The organism is uncultured Hymenobacter sp. (assembly GCF_964243305.1).
Classification (GTDB): domain Bacteria; phylum Bacteroidota; class Bacteroidia; order Cytophagales; family Hymenobacteraceae; genus Hymenobacter.
Window position 1 is genome coordinate 17,230 of sequence record NZ_CAXTEF010000014.1, and the last position, 15,086, is coordinate 32,315.

General features: G+C 65.0%; 13 protein-coding genes. 9 read left to right on the plus strand and 4 right to left on the minus strand.

Features of this window, described 5'->3' with window-relative positions; translation table 11 throughout:
* On the plus strand, positions 1 to 2,192 hold a 2,192-nt coding region (locus ACFE70_RS10130; RefSeq protein ID WP_375417623.1), incomplete at its 5' end, for a glycosyltransferase.
* A gap of 110 nt (positions 2,193 to 2,302) precedes the next feature.
* On the opposite strand, the gene ruvC is transcribed toward ACFE70_RS10130, so the two are convergent.
* On the minus strand, positions 2,303 to 2,884 hold the full coding sequence (ruvC, locus tag ACFE70_RS10135; protein WP_375417695.1) for a crossover junction endodeoxyribonuclease RuvC: 582 nt from the start codon (positions 2,882 to 2,884) through the stop codon (positions 2,303 to 2,305).
* 201 nt (positions 2,885 to 3,085) lie between these two features.
* Here ruvC and ACFE70_RS10140 point away from each other — a divergent pair, with 201 nt between their 5' ends.
* The gene (locus tag ACFE70_RS10140) at positions 3,086 to 4,114 is read left to right on the plus strand and encodes a lysylphosphatidylglycerol synthase transmembrane domain-containing protein (RefSeq protein ID WP_375417624.1); all 1,029 of its coding nucleotides are present in this window, start codon (positions 3,086 to 3,088) and stop codon (positions 4,112 to 4,114) included.
* Complete coding sequence (locus ACFE70_RS10145; RefSeq protein ID WP_375417625.1) at positions 4,111 to 5,307, plus strand: glycosyltransferase; 1,197 nt, start codon at positions 4,111 to 4,113, stop codon at positions 5,305 to 5,307. Before ACFE70_RS10140 ends, ACFE70_RS10145 begins: the two co-directional genes overlap by 4 nt.
* 9 nt (positions 5,308 to 5,316) lie before the next feature.
* On the opposite strand, the gene ACFE70_RS10150 is transcribed toward ACFE70_RS10145, so the two are convergent.
* Positions 5,317 to 5,865 carry a hypothetical protein gene (locus tag ACFE70_RS10150; protein WP_375417626.1) on the minus strand — a complete coding sequence of 183 codons (549 nt, stop codon included), beginning with the start codon at positions 5,863 to 5,865 and terminating at the stop codon, positions 5,317 to 5,319.
* A gap of 162 nt (positions 5,866 to 6,027) precedes the next feature.
* Here ACFE70_RS10150 and ACFE70_RS10155 point away from each other — a divergent pair, with 162 nt between their 5' ends.
* From ACFE70_RS10155 to ACFE70_RS10170, 4 genes are all read left to right on the plus strand, one after another.
* Positions 6,028 to 6,285 carry a hypothetical protein gene (locus ACFE70_RS10155; RefSeq protein WP_375417627.1) on the plus strand — a complete coding sequence of 86 codons (258 nt, stop codon included), beginning with the start codon at positions 6,028 to 6,030 and terminating at the stop codon, positions 6,283 to 6,285.
* Positions 6,286 to 6,287: 2 nt separating this feature from the next.
* The gene (locus ACFE70_RS10160) at positions 6,288 to 7,508 is read left to right on the plus strand and encodes an ABC transporter permease (RefSeq protein ID WP_375417628.1); all 1,221 of its coding nucleotides are present in this window, start codon (positions 6,288 to 6,290) and stop codon (positions 7,506 to 7,508) included.
* Positions 7,509 to 7,698: 190 nt separating this feature from the next.
* On the plus strand, positions 7,699 to 8,922 hold the full coding sequence (locus ACFE70_RS10165) for a PP2C family protein-serine/threonine phosphatase (protein ID WP_375417629.1): 1,224 nt from the start codon (positions 7,699 to 7,701) through the stop codon (positions 8,920 to 8,922).
* A 34-nt stretch (positions 8,923 to 8,956) separates the two neighbouring features.
* On the plus strand, positions 8,957 to 9,565 hold the full coding sequence (locus ACFE70_RS10170) for an FkbM family methyltransferase (protein WP_375417630.1): 609 nt from the start codon (positions 8,957 to 8,959) through the stop codon (positions 9,563 to 9,565).
* 91 nt (positions 9,566 to 9,656) lie between these two features.
* On the opposite strand, the gene ACFE70_RS10175 is transcribed toward ACFE70_RS10170, so the two are convergent.
* Both ACFE70_RS10175 and ACFE70_RS10180 read right to left on the minus strand, forming a co-directional pair.
* Complete coding sequence (locus ACFE70_RS10175; RefSeq protein WP_375417631.1) at positions 9,657 to 11,111, minus strand: O-antigen ligase family protein; 1,455 nt, start codon at positions 11,109 to 11,111, stop codon at positions 9,657 to 9,659.
* Between the two features lie 276 nt (positions 11,112 to 11,387).
* On the minus strand, positions 11,388 to 12,467 hold the full coding sequence (locus ACFE70_RS10180; protein WP_375417632.1) for a hypothetical protein: 1,080 nt from the start codon (positions 12,465 to 12,467) through the stop codon (positions 11,388 to 11,390).
* Between the two features lie 455 nt (positions 12,468 to 12,922).
* Between ACFE70_RS10180 and ACFE70_RS10185 the strand changes: the two genes are divergently transcribed.
* Together ACFE70_RS10185 and ACFE70_RS10190 are read left to right on the plus strand one after the other, a co-directional pair.
* Positions 12,923 to 14,110, plus strand: coding sequence for a glycosyltransferase family 4 protein (locus ACFE70_RS10185; RefSeq protein WP_375417633.1), 1,188 nt, complete (start codon positions 12,923 to 12,925; stop codon positions 14,108 to 14,110).
* Between the two features lie 210 nt (positions 14,111 to 14,320).
* Entirely contained in the window at positions 14,321 to 14,923 is a 603-nt protein-coding gene (locus tag ACFE70_RS10190) for a hypothetical protein (RefSeq protein WP_375417634.1), read from the plus strand.
* Positions 14,924 to 15,086 lie beyond the last annotated feature (163 nt).

Below are 15,086 nucleotides of genomic sequence, written 5' to 3' on the forward strand. Positions count from 1 at the left end.
CCCCCCTGCGCACGGTGGACATGCTCACCACGGCCTACCCCGGCGAGCCGCAGGAGATGATTGTCCGCACCCTGGAGGCGCTGGTGGCCGTGCGCTACCCCCACACCACCTACCTCTGCGACGAGGGCGACGACCCGGCCTTGCGCGCCGTGTGCCAGCGCCTGGGCGTGGTGCACGTCACGCGCCAGGTCAAGGTCAACGCCAAGGCCGGCAACATCAACAACGCCCTGCGCCAGGCCACCGGCGAGTTGTGCGTGGTGCTCGACCCCGACCACGAAGTCACGCCCGACTTTCTCGACCAGGTAGTAGCTTACTTCGACGACCCCACCGTGGGCTACGTGCAGGTGGTGCAGGCCTACGGCAACCAGGCCGACAGCCTCGTGGCCCTGGGCGCGGCCGAGCAGACCTACCACTTCTACGGCCCGCTGATGATGGGCATGAACGCCTACAACACGGTGCAGGCCATCGGGGCCAACTGCACGTTTCGGCGCGCGGCCCTGGACTCCATCGGCGGACACGCGGCGGGCCTCACCGAGGACATGCACACGGCCATGCGGATGCACGCCAAGGGCTGGAAGTCGGTGTACGCGCCGGTGGTGGTGAGCCGCGGGCTGGTGCCCTCCACGCTCGGCGCCTTTTATATGCAGCAGCTCAAGTGGGCCCGCGGCACCTTCGACCTGCTGTTCCACGTCTATCCGAAGCTGTTCCGGCAGTTCAGCTGGCGCCAGCGGCTGCACTACTTCACGGTGCCGTTCTACTTTCTCTCCGGCGTGGTGGCGTTCATCGACGTGGTGGTGCCGGCCGCCTCGCTGCTGCTGCTCAAGTTTCCCTGGCACCTGTCCTTGCCCGAGTTTGCCCTGCACATGCTGCCGGTCACGATTATGGGGCTGCTAGTGCGCTACCAGGCCCAGCGCTGGCTGCGCGAGCCCCACGAGCCGGGCCTGCACCTGGCCGGCGGCTTTTTGCGCATCGCCACCTGGTGGGTGTACACGCTGGGCCTGATTTACACCATCATCAACGTGCGGGTGCCCTACCTGCCCACGCCCAAGGAAGGCAAAGTCAAGAATGAGTGGCTGCTGTGCGTGCCCAACCTGCTGCTGGCCTTTATATCCATCGGGGCCGCCGCCCTGAGCTTGCAGGTGCAGGGCCTGCGCGGACCCTACGTCAAGCTCATGGCCACGCTGGCCCTCATCAACGCCGCCATTCTGCTGCTTTCAGTGCTTATGGCCCAGCACCGCCTGCTCAATGGCCTGCGCGAGCTGCTGTGGGCCTCGCGGCCACTTTTCGCCCTCAAGCGGGGGGTAGATGGCCTGCTGGCAGGCGGGGCCCGCTTTATCGGGCGCGGGCTGGGCCGGGGCTCGCTGGCGCTGGCCGCCAGCCTGGCCGTGGTGCACACGCTTATCAGCGCGGGCGTGCTGCTGGTGCAGTGGCGCGAGCAGACGGCTATTTCGGAAGTATTTATCTGGGCTCACACCGGCTACGGGCCCTTGCGCATCGGTCAGCCGCTGGCGGCCGGCGCGGCGGCGGGGGCGCTGGCCGGCGCGGGCGGCCACGCCCCCGCCGCGCCGGCCAGCCGGCGGCTGATTACCTGGGCCAGCCCAGCCGCGGTCCGCAGCAAGCTGGTGAGCCTGGAGGTGCCGGCCGGCGGCGTGCCGCAGGTGCCAGTAGCGGCTATCGAGGAAATAAACCGGCGCGGCGATATTCCGGTGCTGACCTGGACGGTGACGCCGACCCCCGACGAGGGACGCGCTTTCCGGCAGCAGATAGGCAACCTCATCCGGCGCGAAAATCAGGTGCTGCTGCGGCCCCTGCTGCCGGCCCGCAGCCCTACCAGCTACCGCGCCGCCTGGCAGCAGCTGGTGAAAAGCTACCGCGCCGCCGGCGACACCACCGCCGTCTGGGTGTGGACGCCGCCCCGCCCCGATTCGCTGGCCGTCTACTTTCCGGGCTCGGCCAACCTGACGTGGATGGCCAGCGACTGCCGCGCGGCGCCGGCCACCAACCAAGAGCTATTTCGCTACTACAGCCGGTTTCGCGAGCAGGTAGCCATTCAGATTGAGATGCAGAGCAAGTCGATTCTGCTGCTCGTGCCGCAGGCGTATTCGCCCCAGTCCTTCCCGTGGGCCAAGCAGGTGACAGAGCGCTACCCCGAAGTCAAGGCCCTGCTGTTTCAGCCGGAAATTAAAAATTGACAGTGATAAATTAAAAATAAGGCGATTAAAGTGCGAGAAGGCTGAGCATCTGTCTGATTTCCGTGCTTTACTCGCCTCATTTTTAATTTATCACTGTCAATTTTATTTAATCAGGCCGGTTTTTTGGCGGAAGCTTTCTTGGCGGTCGTGCTCGCGGCCAGCCGGTCGGGGTTTTCGCTCAGAAACTTGCCCCAGCTCGCGCCGCCGGCCTTCACGTTGTTGCCCTTCTGGTAGTGGTGGCACAGGGCCACGGCCAGCGCGTCGGTGGCGTCGAGAAACGTACTGGCCTTTTCAATGGGGGGTAGGGAAAGCGTCTGGCGCAGCATGTGGGCCACGTGCTCTTTGGTGGCGGAGCCCGAGCCGGTCACCGACTGCTTGACCTTGGTGGGGGCGTACTCGACGTAGGGAATCTGGCGCGAGAGGGCCGCCGCGATGGCCACGCCCTGCGCCCGCCCCAGCTTGAGCATACTCTGCACGTTTACGCCAAAAAACGGCGCCTCGATGGCCAGCTCGTCGGGCAGAAATTCGTCAATCAGCTCCAGCATCCGGTCGAAAATCCGCTTTAGCTTTACGGCATGGTTCGTCCCCAAGGGCTTGAGATTAATGACGTCGTAGCGCAGCACGTCCACGCGCTGCCCGCGCACCTCAATGAGAGCGTAACCCATAATCTGAGTGCCGGGGTCGACGCCCATGATGATTTTGGGCAGCAGCTCCAGGGAAGCCGCGGGTTTGGCATTGGCGGCGGCGGGGGGGGTAGGGCGCACGAAGCGGGGAGCAGGCACGAGGAGCGGGAAGAAGAGCGGGGCGGAGCTGCTGAAACCCAAGTTCTACAAAATAAAGCTCACCCGCTACAAAAACAAAGCTACGCGCAAAGCCCAGGTTCCCCGGTAGCGGTGGTAGGACCCGCTACGGCGGCCGTCGCGGTGGCATCCGCCCCGCGCCTTTCATTGCCGCGCCTGGTGCGGCTGGGCAAGGTGCTCATCGCGCTGCTCACGCTGGGCCTGCTCTACCATTCGGTGTTTGCCGCGCCCGACACGGCCGCCGCCTGGCGGGCGCTGCTGCGCTCCACGCTCAGCGGCGCGGGCCGCGGGCCGGTGCTGCTGGCGCTGGCGCTGGTGCCCGTCAACTGGGGTCTCGAAGCCTGGAAGTGGCACCGCCTGGCCTGCCACCTGGAGCCCGTCAGCTTCTCGCGCAGCCTGCGGGCCGTGCTCATTGGCCTCACGCTGGGCTTCGCCACGCCTAACCGCGTGGGCGACTACGCCGGCCGCATCCTGGCGCTGAAGTCGGCCCGCCGCCTCGATGCGCTCGGGGCCGTGTTCCTGGGCCGCTACGCGCAACTGGTGGTCACGGTGCTGGCCGGCGCGGGCGGGCTGCTGTTTTTCGTGCTAAAATTCTACTTGCGAGGCTACCCGGCCGCCGGGCTGGGCGTGGTTTCGGCCGCCGCGCTGCTGGGCGCGGCGGTGCTCTTGCCGCTCTACCGCTCGCGCATTTTGCTGGCCGTGCTCACGCTGGTGCGCCCGCTGCGCCGCTTCCGCCGCTTCCTGGCCGTGATGCCGACCTATCCGGCGCGGGCGCTGCACGCCGTGCTGGCCCTTTCGGCCCTACGCTACGCCGTGTTCTGCGGGCAGTTTCTGCTGTTGCTGCACGCCTACGGCACCACGGCGCCGCTGGGGCCGGGCCTGGCGGCCGTGGCGGGCACGTTCTTCCTCAAATCCCTGGTGCCCTCGCTCAACGCCCTGGCCGACGTGGGCGTGCGCGAGCTGTCGGCCACCCACCTGTTTGGCCTGCTGGGCCAGCCGGCGCTGCCGGTGCTCTCGGCCAGCCTGAGCTTGTGGGTGCTCAATATCGCGCTGCCCAGCGCGGCGGGCCTGCTGCTGCTGCCCAGCCTGCGCGTGCTGCGCGAGAGGGTGGCCCGCCAATGAGCGCGCTGCTGGGGGTAGGGGCGGGGCTGCTGGCGCCGGCCGTGGTGTATGCGGCCGTGATGGTTTGGTTGCGCTTCGTGAATGAGGAATTAGGAATGAGGAATGAGGAATGGCAAGTAGAAAGAGCTGAAGCATTAGTCTTCAATTCCTCATTCCTCATTCCTGATTCCTCCTTAAAATTCTCTGTCCTCATTGCCGCCCGCAACGAGGCCCCCAACCTGCCCGCCCTGCTCGCCGACCTGACCGGCCAATCCCTACCCCCTTCCCAGTTCGAAATCCTCGTCATCGACGACCACTCGACCGACGCCACGCCGGCTATCATCCGGCAAGCCGCCCAAACGAGTCCGTTTCGGCTGCGGCTCTTGCAGCTGGCGCAGCTACCCAATCAGCCCACCGGCAAGAAAGCGGCCCTGGCCGCCGCCCTACCCCTGGCCCGGGCGCCCTGGGTGGTCTGCACCGACGCCGACTGCCGCGTCGGGCCCGGCTGGCTCGCCGCCTACGCCGCGCTGCTGCGCCGGCAGCCTGATGCCCGCTTCATCTCCGGCCCGGTGCAACTCACCGGCACCGCTTCGCTCTTGCAAAAGCTGGTCGGGCTGGAGTTTGCCGGTCTGGTGGGGGTAGGGGCCGCCACGCTCGCCGCCGGCCGGCCCACGATGTGCAACGGCGCCAACCTGGCCTACCGGCCCGACATGTTTCAGGCCGTGGGCGGCTTCGCCGGCAATGAGCTGATTGCCAGCGGCGACGATGAGTTTCTGCTCCACAAAATCCAGGCGGCCTTCCCCGGCACGGTGCATTTTCTGGCCGCGCCAGCCGCCATCGTGCGCACCGCCGCGCCCCCCAATCTGCGGGCCTTGCTGCGGCAGCGGGTGCGCTGGGCCAGCAAGTGGCGCTACTACCAAAGTGCTGCCCCGCGCCGGCTGGCCGTGCTGGTGCTGGCGGCCAATGTGGCGCTCGGAGCCGGGCTGCTAGTCGGGTTGTTTTGGCCCGCGCTCCGGCCCTGGGTCGGCGCGGCCTGGTTGGTCAAGCTCGGCGCCGATGCGTGGTTTCTATGGCCGGTGCTGGGCTTTTTCGGGCGGCGGCGCTGGCTGGCGCTCGTGCCGCTGCTGCAACTGGCCTACGGGCCCTACGCCCTGGGCGTGGGCCTGGCCGGGCTGCGCGGCGGCTACGAGTGGAAGGGGCGGGCCGTGCGCTGATTAGTATTTTTATTCATCTATATCCTTAAACACCAGTTTGCCCTCAGCTTTATTAATCTGTATTATTCCATAAGTTGGAGCATAACCTTCTCCGTGAGACTCAAATAACTCGCATACTAAATCATCTTTCGTTTCATAATTCTGAGTCAGCTTACCTGCGTTATATTGGTTTGTAACTTGAGTTATCAAGGATGACGGAATTTCCTTGTCTTGAAAATTAGCAGCGCTCCTAATTAATGTGGATATTCTGGATTTATCACTTTCTGAAATTTTCAATGTAAATGTGTGATAATAGTCGCCTGGAGCCCACATTGACTGGTTTTTCAGAATTATAAAGTTGTCGTTTAGCACAATGTCTTGTTGCTTTAGCAGACTTGCAGCATCACGCTTACTGAAGAGCTGGTCTTCAAATACGATGCATATCGTCATAATGCTAATGCCGGCCGCAAGGATAGTAGAAAGCGCGATGCCAGTTCTTGAGAAGCCGACCCTTGTTGGAATCCAGTAGGATAGAAATAGCAACGTGCCAACAACAGCAAGTGCAAGCAGAACCGTCACGATTATGAATTCCATAACATCAAAAAGCATGTAGAGCCTTTGTCTCACCAAAAAGAAATTAAGTAAGCAAGGTAGACCTAAGCGGCTCAGTTAAGCTAATTAACTTAATCACTTGTCAGGCTTACATTTGCCCAAACCCCCTTCCTCGCGCTTCCCTACCCCGTGACCGACGCCCACTACGACCTGCTCGACGAGCTGTATTTCGTGACGCCCTTCCGCACCTTGCTCCAGAAAACCGGCCTGCCCGCCCCCGCCCTCGAAGCCGGCCTGCGCGAGCTGCTGGAGCAGGGCCTCATCCGCAGCTTCTGGCCCGACCCCGACACCGAGCTGGCCTACGAAACCACCTCCTTCGGCGCCATCGGCCGCGACGCCTACTACCTGGCCTCGAAGGAAGGCCTCTTGCGGCACAACACCCGCTAGCGGTGCCCACGCTCCAACTCCCTACCCCCCCCCCGCCGGCCAACCCTGCGCCGGTGGTCGTGGCGGCGGCGGCGCCCCGCTCCCCCGGCTACTTCGTGCGGCGCCGGCTGCTCCAAAACCGGCCCGCCGTGGCCGGGCTGCTCTTCATCGGGCTCTGCGCGCTCGTGGCCCTGCTCGGCTACTGGATTCTGCCCGACAACTCGCCCGATGCCAACCGCGGCCTCGTGCAAGTGCAGAAGTCGGCTCCCGGCCTGCGCGTCCAGATTCTGCGCCGCCCGCGCCCCGTCGCGCCCGGCGAGCCTACCCCCAACTTCCTCACCACTTGGCTGCATGGCCGCCCCGCCGACTTTGACGAGCAAGCCATAGCCGGCTACCGCTTCCTGCCCGGCACCGATTCGGTGCTGGTGCTGCCCTACGCCGCGGCCCACGCCGCCGTGCCGGGCGTCGCCCGCCGCTATAGTTTGGCCGAGCTGGCCGGCCGGGCCGGACCAACCGCGGAACTGCAAAAAGTGGTCGAAAACCAGAATTTCACCATCCGCACCTACTGGCTCGGCACCGACAAAGCCGGCCGCGACGAGCTGAGCCGCCTGCTGCTGGGCACGCGCATCTCGCTGGGTATCGGCCTCGTGGCGGTCCTGATTTCTATGTTTTTGGGCATGGCCGTGGGCGCCGTAGCCGGCTACTTTGGCGGCGGGCTCGATTCGCTGCTGCTGGGCCTGATGACCGTGGTGTGGAGCATTCCGGGCATCATGCTGGTTATCGCTATTTCGCTGGCCCTGGACTCCAAGGGCGTGTGGGTCAGCTTCGTGGCCGTGGGCCTGACCATGTGGGTCGATGTGGCCCGCGTGGTGCGCGGGCAGATGCTGAGCTTGCGCTCGGCCACGTTCGTGGAAGCCGGGCGGGTGCTGGGGCTGCCCACCTCGCGCCTCATTGCCCGGCACCTGCTGCCCAACATGCGCGGCCCGCTTATCGTGCTGGCCACCAGCAACTTCGCCGCCGCCATTTTGCTCGAAGCCGGCCTGAGCTTCCTGGGCCTGGGCGTGCAGCCACCTGCCCCGAGCTGGGGCCTGATGGTGAAGGAAGGCTACGACCTGCTCGGTACGCGCGCCGGACTGTGGCTTACCTTTTTGCCGGGAGCGGCCATTAGCGCGTTGGTGCTCAGCTTTAATTTGCTCGGCAACGGATTGCGTGATGCTTACGACCCCAAGACACCAGTTGGGTAGCTGGTAGGGGGTAGGGAATAAAAAGAACGTCATGCTGAGCCCCGCGAAGCATCTCGCGGGGGAAAGTAATCAAGCTGAACCAACGATTGAATTGATTGAATTAGTCAGTGGTAGAGATGCTTCGGCTGCGCTCAGCAGGACGTTCTCCTACTATGACGTTATTTACAGCTGAATTCATCCTCATAAACCCATGTCCATTACGGCCGAAAAACGCCTTTTTCTCAAGGAGCGCGAGCTGGGAGCGCTGCTGGAAATCACGCAGGCCATTACCCAGGATTCCAGCGAGGACGCGCTCTATAAAATATTCCAGTTCACGCTCTTAGGTCAGCTCAACGTGCGGCGGCTGGTGCTCTACGTGCTGGAGGAGGGCGACTTCCGGGCCGTGGTGTCCTTCGGCATGAACATGGCCGACTTCCGGCGCCTGCCCCTGCCCGTGGCCCTGCGCGAGCAGTGCCAGGGCGCCACCTGCGCCGTCGCCGATATGCCGCTGGGGCCGGAGTGGCAGGGCTTCGAGACGGTGATTCCGGTGCGGCAGCAGGGCGTGGTGCAGGCCTATGTCTTTATCGGTACTACCCTGGCCGATTACGCCACCGCCGAGGCCATCAAGTTCCTGGAGACGCTGGCCAACATCCTGGTCGGGGCCGTCGAAAACCGGCGCCTGAGCCGGCAGCGCGTGGCCGACGCCGCCATCCGCAAGGAGATTGAGATTGCCAAGGAAGTGCAAGCTATGCTCTTCCCGCGCGCGCTGCCCAACGATGCGGGGGTAGCGGTTGAGGCCAGCTACGTGCCCCACAACGACATTGGCGGCGACTACTACGACGTGATTGAGATTGATGCCGACCAGTTTCTGTTCTGCGTGGCCGACGTGAGCGGCAAGGGCGTGCCGGCCTCGCTGCTGATGTCGAACTTCCAGGCCGGGCTGCGCACACTGCTGCGGCAGGGTCTCGATTTGGCCCTCATCGTGCGGGAGCTGAACCACCTGATTTTCCGCAACGCCGGCGGCGAGAAGTTCATCACCGCCTTTCTGGGCCTCTACGACCGCCGCCGCCGCCGCCTGCGCTACGTCAATGCCGGCCACAACGACCCGATGCTCTTGCCCGACCACGGTCGGATTCAGTACCTCAAGGAGGGCACCGTCATGCTCGGCATCATGGAAGAGCTGCCCCTGCTGCGCGTGGGCGAGCTGACCGTGCCGCCCCGCGCCCTGCTGCTGAGCTACACCGATGGCCTGACCGAAGTCTTCAACGCCGCCAGCGAGGAGTTCGGCGAAGACGGCATCGTGGCCGTGCTCCAGCACCAGCGCTACCTGCCGCTGCCTAAGCTGCACCAGGAGTTGCTGCGGAGAATCAAGGCGTTTAACAGCGCCGGCCAATTTGCCGATGATATTACGATTCTGAGCTGCCGGTTTAAGTAGAGCTGCGGCCGGGCCGGGCGACACGTTCGTGGACGTGGGCGGGCATTTCGGCTATTTCACGCTGTTGGGCTCGCGGCTGGTGGGCCCGGCGGGGCGGGTAGTGGCCTTTGAGGCGTCGGGCAGCACCCACGCCGTGCTGGCGGCCAACGTGCGGGCGCAGGCGAATGTCACGGCCCACCATCTGGCGCTCTCCGACCAGGCGGAAACCATCAGCTTCTTCGAATTTCCGGTGCTCTACACCGAGTTCAGCAGCATGGATGTAGACCAGTTTCGCCACGAGAAATGGTTTGCCGCCTCGCCCCCAATAAAGCGGGAGGTGAGTGCCGTGCCGCTCGATGACGTGGTGCAGCGCGAGCAACTGCACCCAGCGCTCATTAAAATTGATGTGGAAGGCGCCGAGCTGAAGGTTATTCGTGGCGCGGCCGACACCTTGCGCCGCCAGCGCCCGCTGGTGGTAATGGAATATTTGGCGCCCAACCGTCATAACACCGCGCACCGCGAGGCCGCCGCCCTGCTGCGCGAGCTGGGCTACGAAAGCTACGCCCCGGCCCCCGGCGGCCAGCTCGACACCTGCGCCGACCTCGACGCCTACCTAACCCGCTACGGCCTGGAATCGGCCAATTTTGCCTTTCGCAAGCCGTAGGGTACGGGGCGCGCCCCGCCCGGACATTGAACAAAATCGTCGGGGTAGGAACCTGACGGCGCCAGCGCCGGGCGGGGGCGAGCCCCGCACCCTACGCCGGTTCTTCCTCCGCAATCCAGCTCTCGGCGCGAATCAGCAGGGCCAGGCACACGAAGAATACGGAGCCGATTTTATCGACTTCCAGCAGCTCATTGAGCAGCAGGTGGAAGACGATGATGACCAGCGAGAGCGTGGCGGCCAGCACGACCTGCCGGTGGGCCCCGACGCGGGTGCGGTGGTAGAGGCGCTCGGCCAGCAGCAGGGCCGCGCTCAGCAGCAGGCAAAACAGCAGGAAGCCCGGCAGGCCCTGCTCGGCCAGCTGCAAAAGGAAGTAGTTGTGGGTTGTGGATTTTTCGGGGTTGTCCGACACGTAGGTGCGAAAGCCACTGATGGTGTAGCGCTTGTACTCGGGGTAGAACGTGGCCGGCCCGGAGCCGGTGATGGGCCGGTCGGCAATCATGCGCGAGGCGGCGACCCAGCGGTAGACGCGCTCCATGCCCGAGACGTCTTCGAGCTTGTAGGTGGCGGCGAGGTGCTTTTCGAAGTTGTCGCCGTTGAAGATGGTTTTCTCATAATCCGGGGCGAAGCGCATGAAACGGCTGGGCTCGGAGAAGTAGAGGGCCAGGCCCCCGAAGCTCAGGGCCGCCGCCAGCAGCAGCGGCACCGTGAGGCGCCGCCGCAGCACGAAATAGTAATAGAGGCCGGCCACCGGCAGCGACAGCCACGAGGCGCGGGTATAAGAGGTAAGCAGGCCCAGCAGCAAAATCCCTACCCCCCCCCGCCAGGCCCAACGCCCCAGCCCCCGGCCGCTGGCCTGCGCGCCATACCAGGTGAAGGGCAGCAGCAGGGCCAGCACCGTGGCATAGGTGACGTGATTGCGAAAAATAGGCGCCACCGCGTGGTTGATTTCCGCAAATGAGAAACCCGCCGCCGCGTGGCGCGGCAGCACGTAGAGCACGGCCAGCACCGAGCTGCCTGCGTAGGCCGCCACCACGCCCCACACCTGCGCCGGCCGCCGGATAATCAGCAGGGTGCCAAGCAGAAACGGCGTCAAATACCAGACCTTGGCCAGCAGGTACTTGACGGACTTTTTGGTGTCGACCGAAAAGGGCGTGTCGGCCGCCGTCCAGACCAGCATCAGGGCCAGGATGATGACCAGCGGGTGCAGCAACTCGCGCCGGCCCAGCGGCTGCCCACCGCGCAGCAGCAGGCTCAGGCCCACGCAGGCCGTCAGGGCCAGCATCAGCGGCTCGCTGGGCACATCCATGCTCAGGCCCCCCGGCAGGCTGACTTCGCGCGAAAAAGGCAGCAGCACAAACAGCAGATAATAGAGCCAGCGCCATTGCAGCACGCACACCAGCGCCCCCACGAAGGCCAGCGCCGGCAGCAGCGCCGCCGGCTGTTCCAGCACCAGAGCCGCCGCCCCGCTGGCCAGCAGCACCCCGATGAAGGCCACGAAGCTCCATTGCAGGTTGTCCTGGGGGCGTAGGCGGGCGAGGTGTATCATCGGTGAGCAGTGAGCAATTAACAGTTATCAGTTGACACGATGGCGCGGGGCTTGGCCCCGTGCCGCCTGCTGCCCGGCTTCCGGCCGGGTCGCGCCGCTACGCTACGCCAAGCAGTGCGGCCATAATGAGGGGGTAGGGGAGGAATTGGCTGCATGGCGCGCTGGTTAAGCGGACGGGCGTTGCGAAGCCGATCGGCGCCATCGTTTTAGCTAGTATCGTTTTGCCGGCCGGAGGCCGGATACCAGACGGCACGGGGCGGAGCCCCGCGCCAACGGCTACGCCAGCACTCGCTCGCCCGCCGGCCGCGCCACGCGCCGGTACAGCTCCAGCAACGTAATGACAATCAGGGATAAAGCAAACGTTAGGAACACCGAGCCGGCCACAATCAGCCAGCGCACGGGCTTGATTTTGCGGGTGGCGGGGTAGGCCTGCTGCACTTTATAGAGCGAAGAAATGCGGCTCTTGAGCGCCAAATCGGCGATTTCGTAAGCGCTGCGGGCGGCGGTGAGCCGGGTTTGCAAATCAGCCACGCGGGCGACGAACATGGTCACCGAGTCGTTGCCGGCGGTGTAGCTTTCGAGGTTGATGAGGTTGCCGCCGTCGGCGCGGGTGAGGCCCTGCACGGCGCGGCGGGCGGCGGCCACGTTGCCATTGCCGGCCTCGGCCCGGCGCAGGTTGGCTTCGGCCTCAATCACGGCCTGGGCCAGGTAGCGGCCCTGAAACTCGCTGAGGCCGAAGATGCCGTAGCGGCGGCGCGCGGCCACGAGCTGCTGGCGGCTCTGCTCGTAGGTTTTGGTGAAATAATCATAGCGCTGCTTGTAGAGCGTCAGAATCTGGCGGCGGTTTTCGAGCGTGAGCTGCTGGTTGAGCGAGTCGATGACCTCGACCATCGCGTTGGCCACGCGGGCAGCCAGCCGCTTGTTGGGGTCGCGGAAGGTCAGCTCGATGGCGTCGCGGTCGTTGTGCACGATGTCGAGGTTGGCGTTAAACTCGTAGAGCACGTAGTTCTCCGCCTTGTCGTCGCCGGGCGTGCCGGCCTGGTAGTGCCGGAATAAATCAAAGCGCTTGATTATCAGCTCGGCCACCAGCTGCGAGGTGCCAATGGTGATGATGCGGTCCAGGTCTTCGCCTTTGGTGCTGATTTCCAGCTTGCTGCCCTCCACCAGGCGGTCGGGGTCGGCGCTTTGCAGGTTGGTGGGGTAGAAGACGGCCGTCGACTGGTAGATGTTGGGCAGCAGCAGGGCCACCACCAGGCTCCCGACCAGGGCCAGGGCCAGGGCGGCGCCCACCAAATATTTCCAGCGGTTGATAATGGGGCCGAGGCTGAGCAGCGAAAACGGAGTAGACGAAGGCATAAAAACGAAGAGAAGCTAGTCTGGCGCCGTCTTGCTAAGACCCGCCCAGCGGCCTGGCAAAGATAACCGGACCGTATCGAACCCTACCCCCCGCCGGCAGCCCGGCGCTAAGGCCCGGCGCTGAAACGCCCGCCCCGCCGTTTTAGCGCCCGCGGCGGCCGGCGGCCTAGCTTTGGGGCCACCTTGCTTTTGTAGGGCGCGTCCCGCCGGCTTTTCCTGTTTCGTTGGCCGCCCCAGCCTGGTCAGGGTGCTCAGCCTGCTGGCCAAGCCCGGTTGGCGGCTGCTCGAAAACCAGGCCCGGCCACCAGCTGGCTGTACTGGTCGAGCTAGGGGTTGTCCTGCTGCTGAACGGAGGCCCGCCCCGGATTCCCTACCCCCCCCCCGATGGCGCCAACGCCAGAAGCCGCAAGAACACGTCGCTACATTTCCCCTTCTTTTACCTCCGACCTCCTAACTTGATAATCGCCGTCAACACCCGCTTTCTGCTGCCCGGCGACCGGCTCGAAGGCCTCGGCCGCTTCAGCCACGAAGTGTTGCAGCAGCTGGTGCGCCAGCACCCCGACGTCACGTTTCACTTCCTCTTCGACCGGCCCTACGACCCGCGCTACGTGTATGCCCCTAACGTGGTGCCGCACGTGCTGCGTCCGCCCGCCCGGCACCCGGTCTTGTTCGTGGCCTGGTTTGAGGGCGCCGTGGCGGCCTGGCTGCGGCGCCACCGCCCGGCCGCCTTCTTGAGCCCGGACGGCTTTACCACGCTCAATACCAATGTGCCGCGCGTCACGGTGCTCCACGATTTGGCGTTCGAGCATTATCCGCTCGATGTGGGCTGGCTCGCGCGCCGCTACTACCAGTATTTCGTGCCGCGCTTTGCCCGCGCCTCGGCGCGGGTGGTGGCTGTGTCGGAGGCCACGAAGCAGGATATCAGCCAGACCTACGGCCTGGCTGCCGAGCGCATCAGCGTGGCCTACAATGCGCCGGCGGCCATCTTCCAGCCCCGGCCGCCCGCCCCGTTGACGTTGGAGGCGGAGCAGGCCGCTACCCGGCAGCAGTTTGCCGGCGGGCAGCCGTATTTTTTGTTTGTGGGGGCCTTGCAGCCGCGCAAAAACCTGGCAAACCTGCTGCGCGCCTTCGCCCTGTTCAAGCAGGCGCAGGGCCCGTCGGCGGCCGGGGTGCAGCTGCTCATCGTGGGGCGCGAGGCCTGGCGGGCGGGCCCGATTTTCGCGGCCTACCAGCAGATGACCCACGGCCGCGAGGCCGTGCGCTTCACCGGCCGCGTGGCCGATGCGGCGCTGACTGCTCTCTACCGGGCGGCGCTGGCCACGGTCTACGTACCTTATTTTGAAGGATTTGGCTTGCCTATTGTCGAGGCGCAGGCCAGCGGCTGCCCGGTGCTCACGGCCGGCGTGTCGAGTATGCCTGAGGTGGCCGGCCCGGCTGGCGCGGTGCTCACCGACCCATTTTCGCCCGCCGATATTGCCGCCGGCCTCACCCAACTTTGGCAGGAGCCGGCCCTGCGTGCGAGCCTACGCCAGCAGGGCGCCGCCAACCTGTCCCGCTTCTCCTGGGAGCGCAGCGCGCAGGTGCTGTGGCAGGCACTGACGCTGGCGCTTGATGAGGAATTAAGAATGAGGAATGAGGAGTGAGGAATCACCGACGGCGGAGGAGCAGGGTCTACTTTTGGTGCCGCTGGCCATCTTGCGCTTTGCGCGGCAAGTGTACTCATTACTGATAACCAGCATCCAACGGCAGAACAGATACCCGATGTCCCGGCTGAGCCACACCCTGAAACAAGTAATTCCTCATTCCTCATTCCTCATTCTTAATTCCTCATTTTTTAATTAAGCGAAGCGCTCATGGCCCGCGCCCACCCCTACAACTTCACCCACCACCTGCTGCCGCAGCTGGCCTGGCGCCGCCCCGAGGCGGTGCGCCGCGAGCTGAGCGACCCGCAGCTGGCCCGCGAGCTGCTGCACTTTCTCTGGGACAAAGCCGGCGAAACCGTGCCCGCGGCCGAGCGCGTGGTGGCCCGCGGTCTGCGCCTGCATTGGCATGAAGTGGCCGGCCGCGCCACGGCCCTGCTGCTGCTCCCTACCCCCCAGGCTACCACCGAAGCCTATTGCGCCGCCCTGGTCTACGAAACCGACCCAATTCCTACCCCCCCCGCCGGCCCCAACCCCCCCGGCGCGGCGCTCAGCGATGACCAGGAGGAGGCGGAAGAGGAGGACAGCGAAGAGCTGCTGCCTCGCTACTTCACCCTCGAAGCCACGCTGGCCCTCGCTGATGGACAAGGCCCGCCCACGGCGGTCTGCGAGTGGCAGGGTGAGCACCGCCGCCACTACGGCCGCGGCCCCGCCGGCGGCCGGCCCGACACGCCTACCCACTTCCTCACCACGCTGGCCCGGCTGCTGGGCCCGCCGCCCGGCACCGACCTGCCCCCGGTGATGCGCATAGTGTGAGTTATGAGTTAGGAAGCAGTCATGCTGAGCTTGTCGAAGCATCTCGCCCGGATAAGTAATTCAATCGGTTGCTTTCCATCGATTAGTGCTGCGAGCGAGATGCTTCGACAAGCTCAGCATGACGTTCCTTTGACTCCTGACTCCTGACTCCTGACTCCTGACT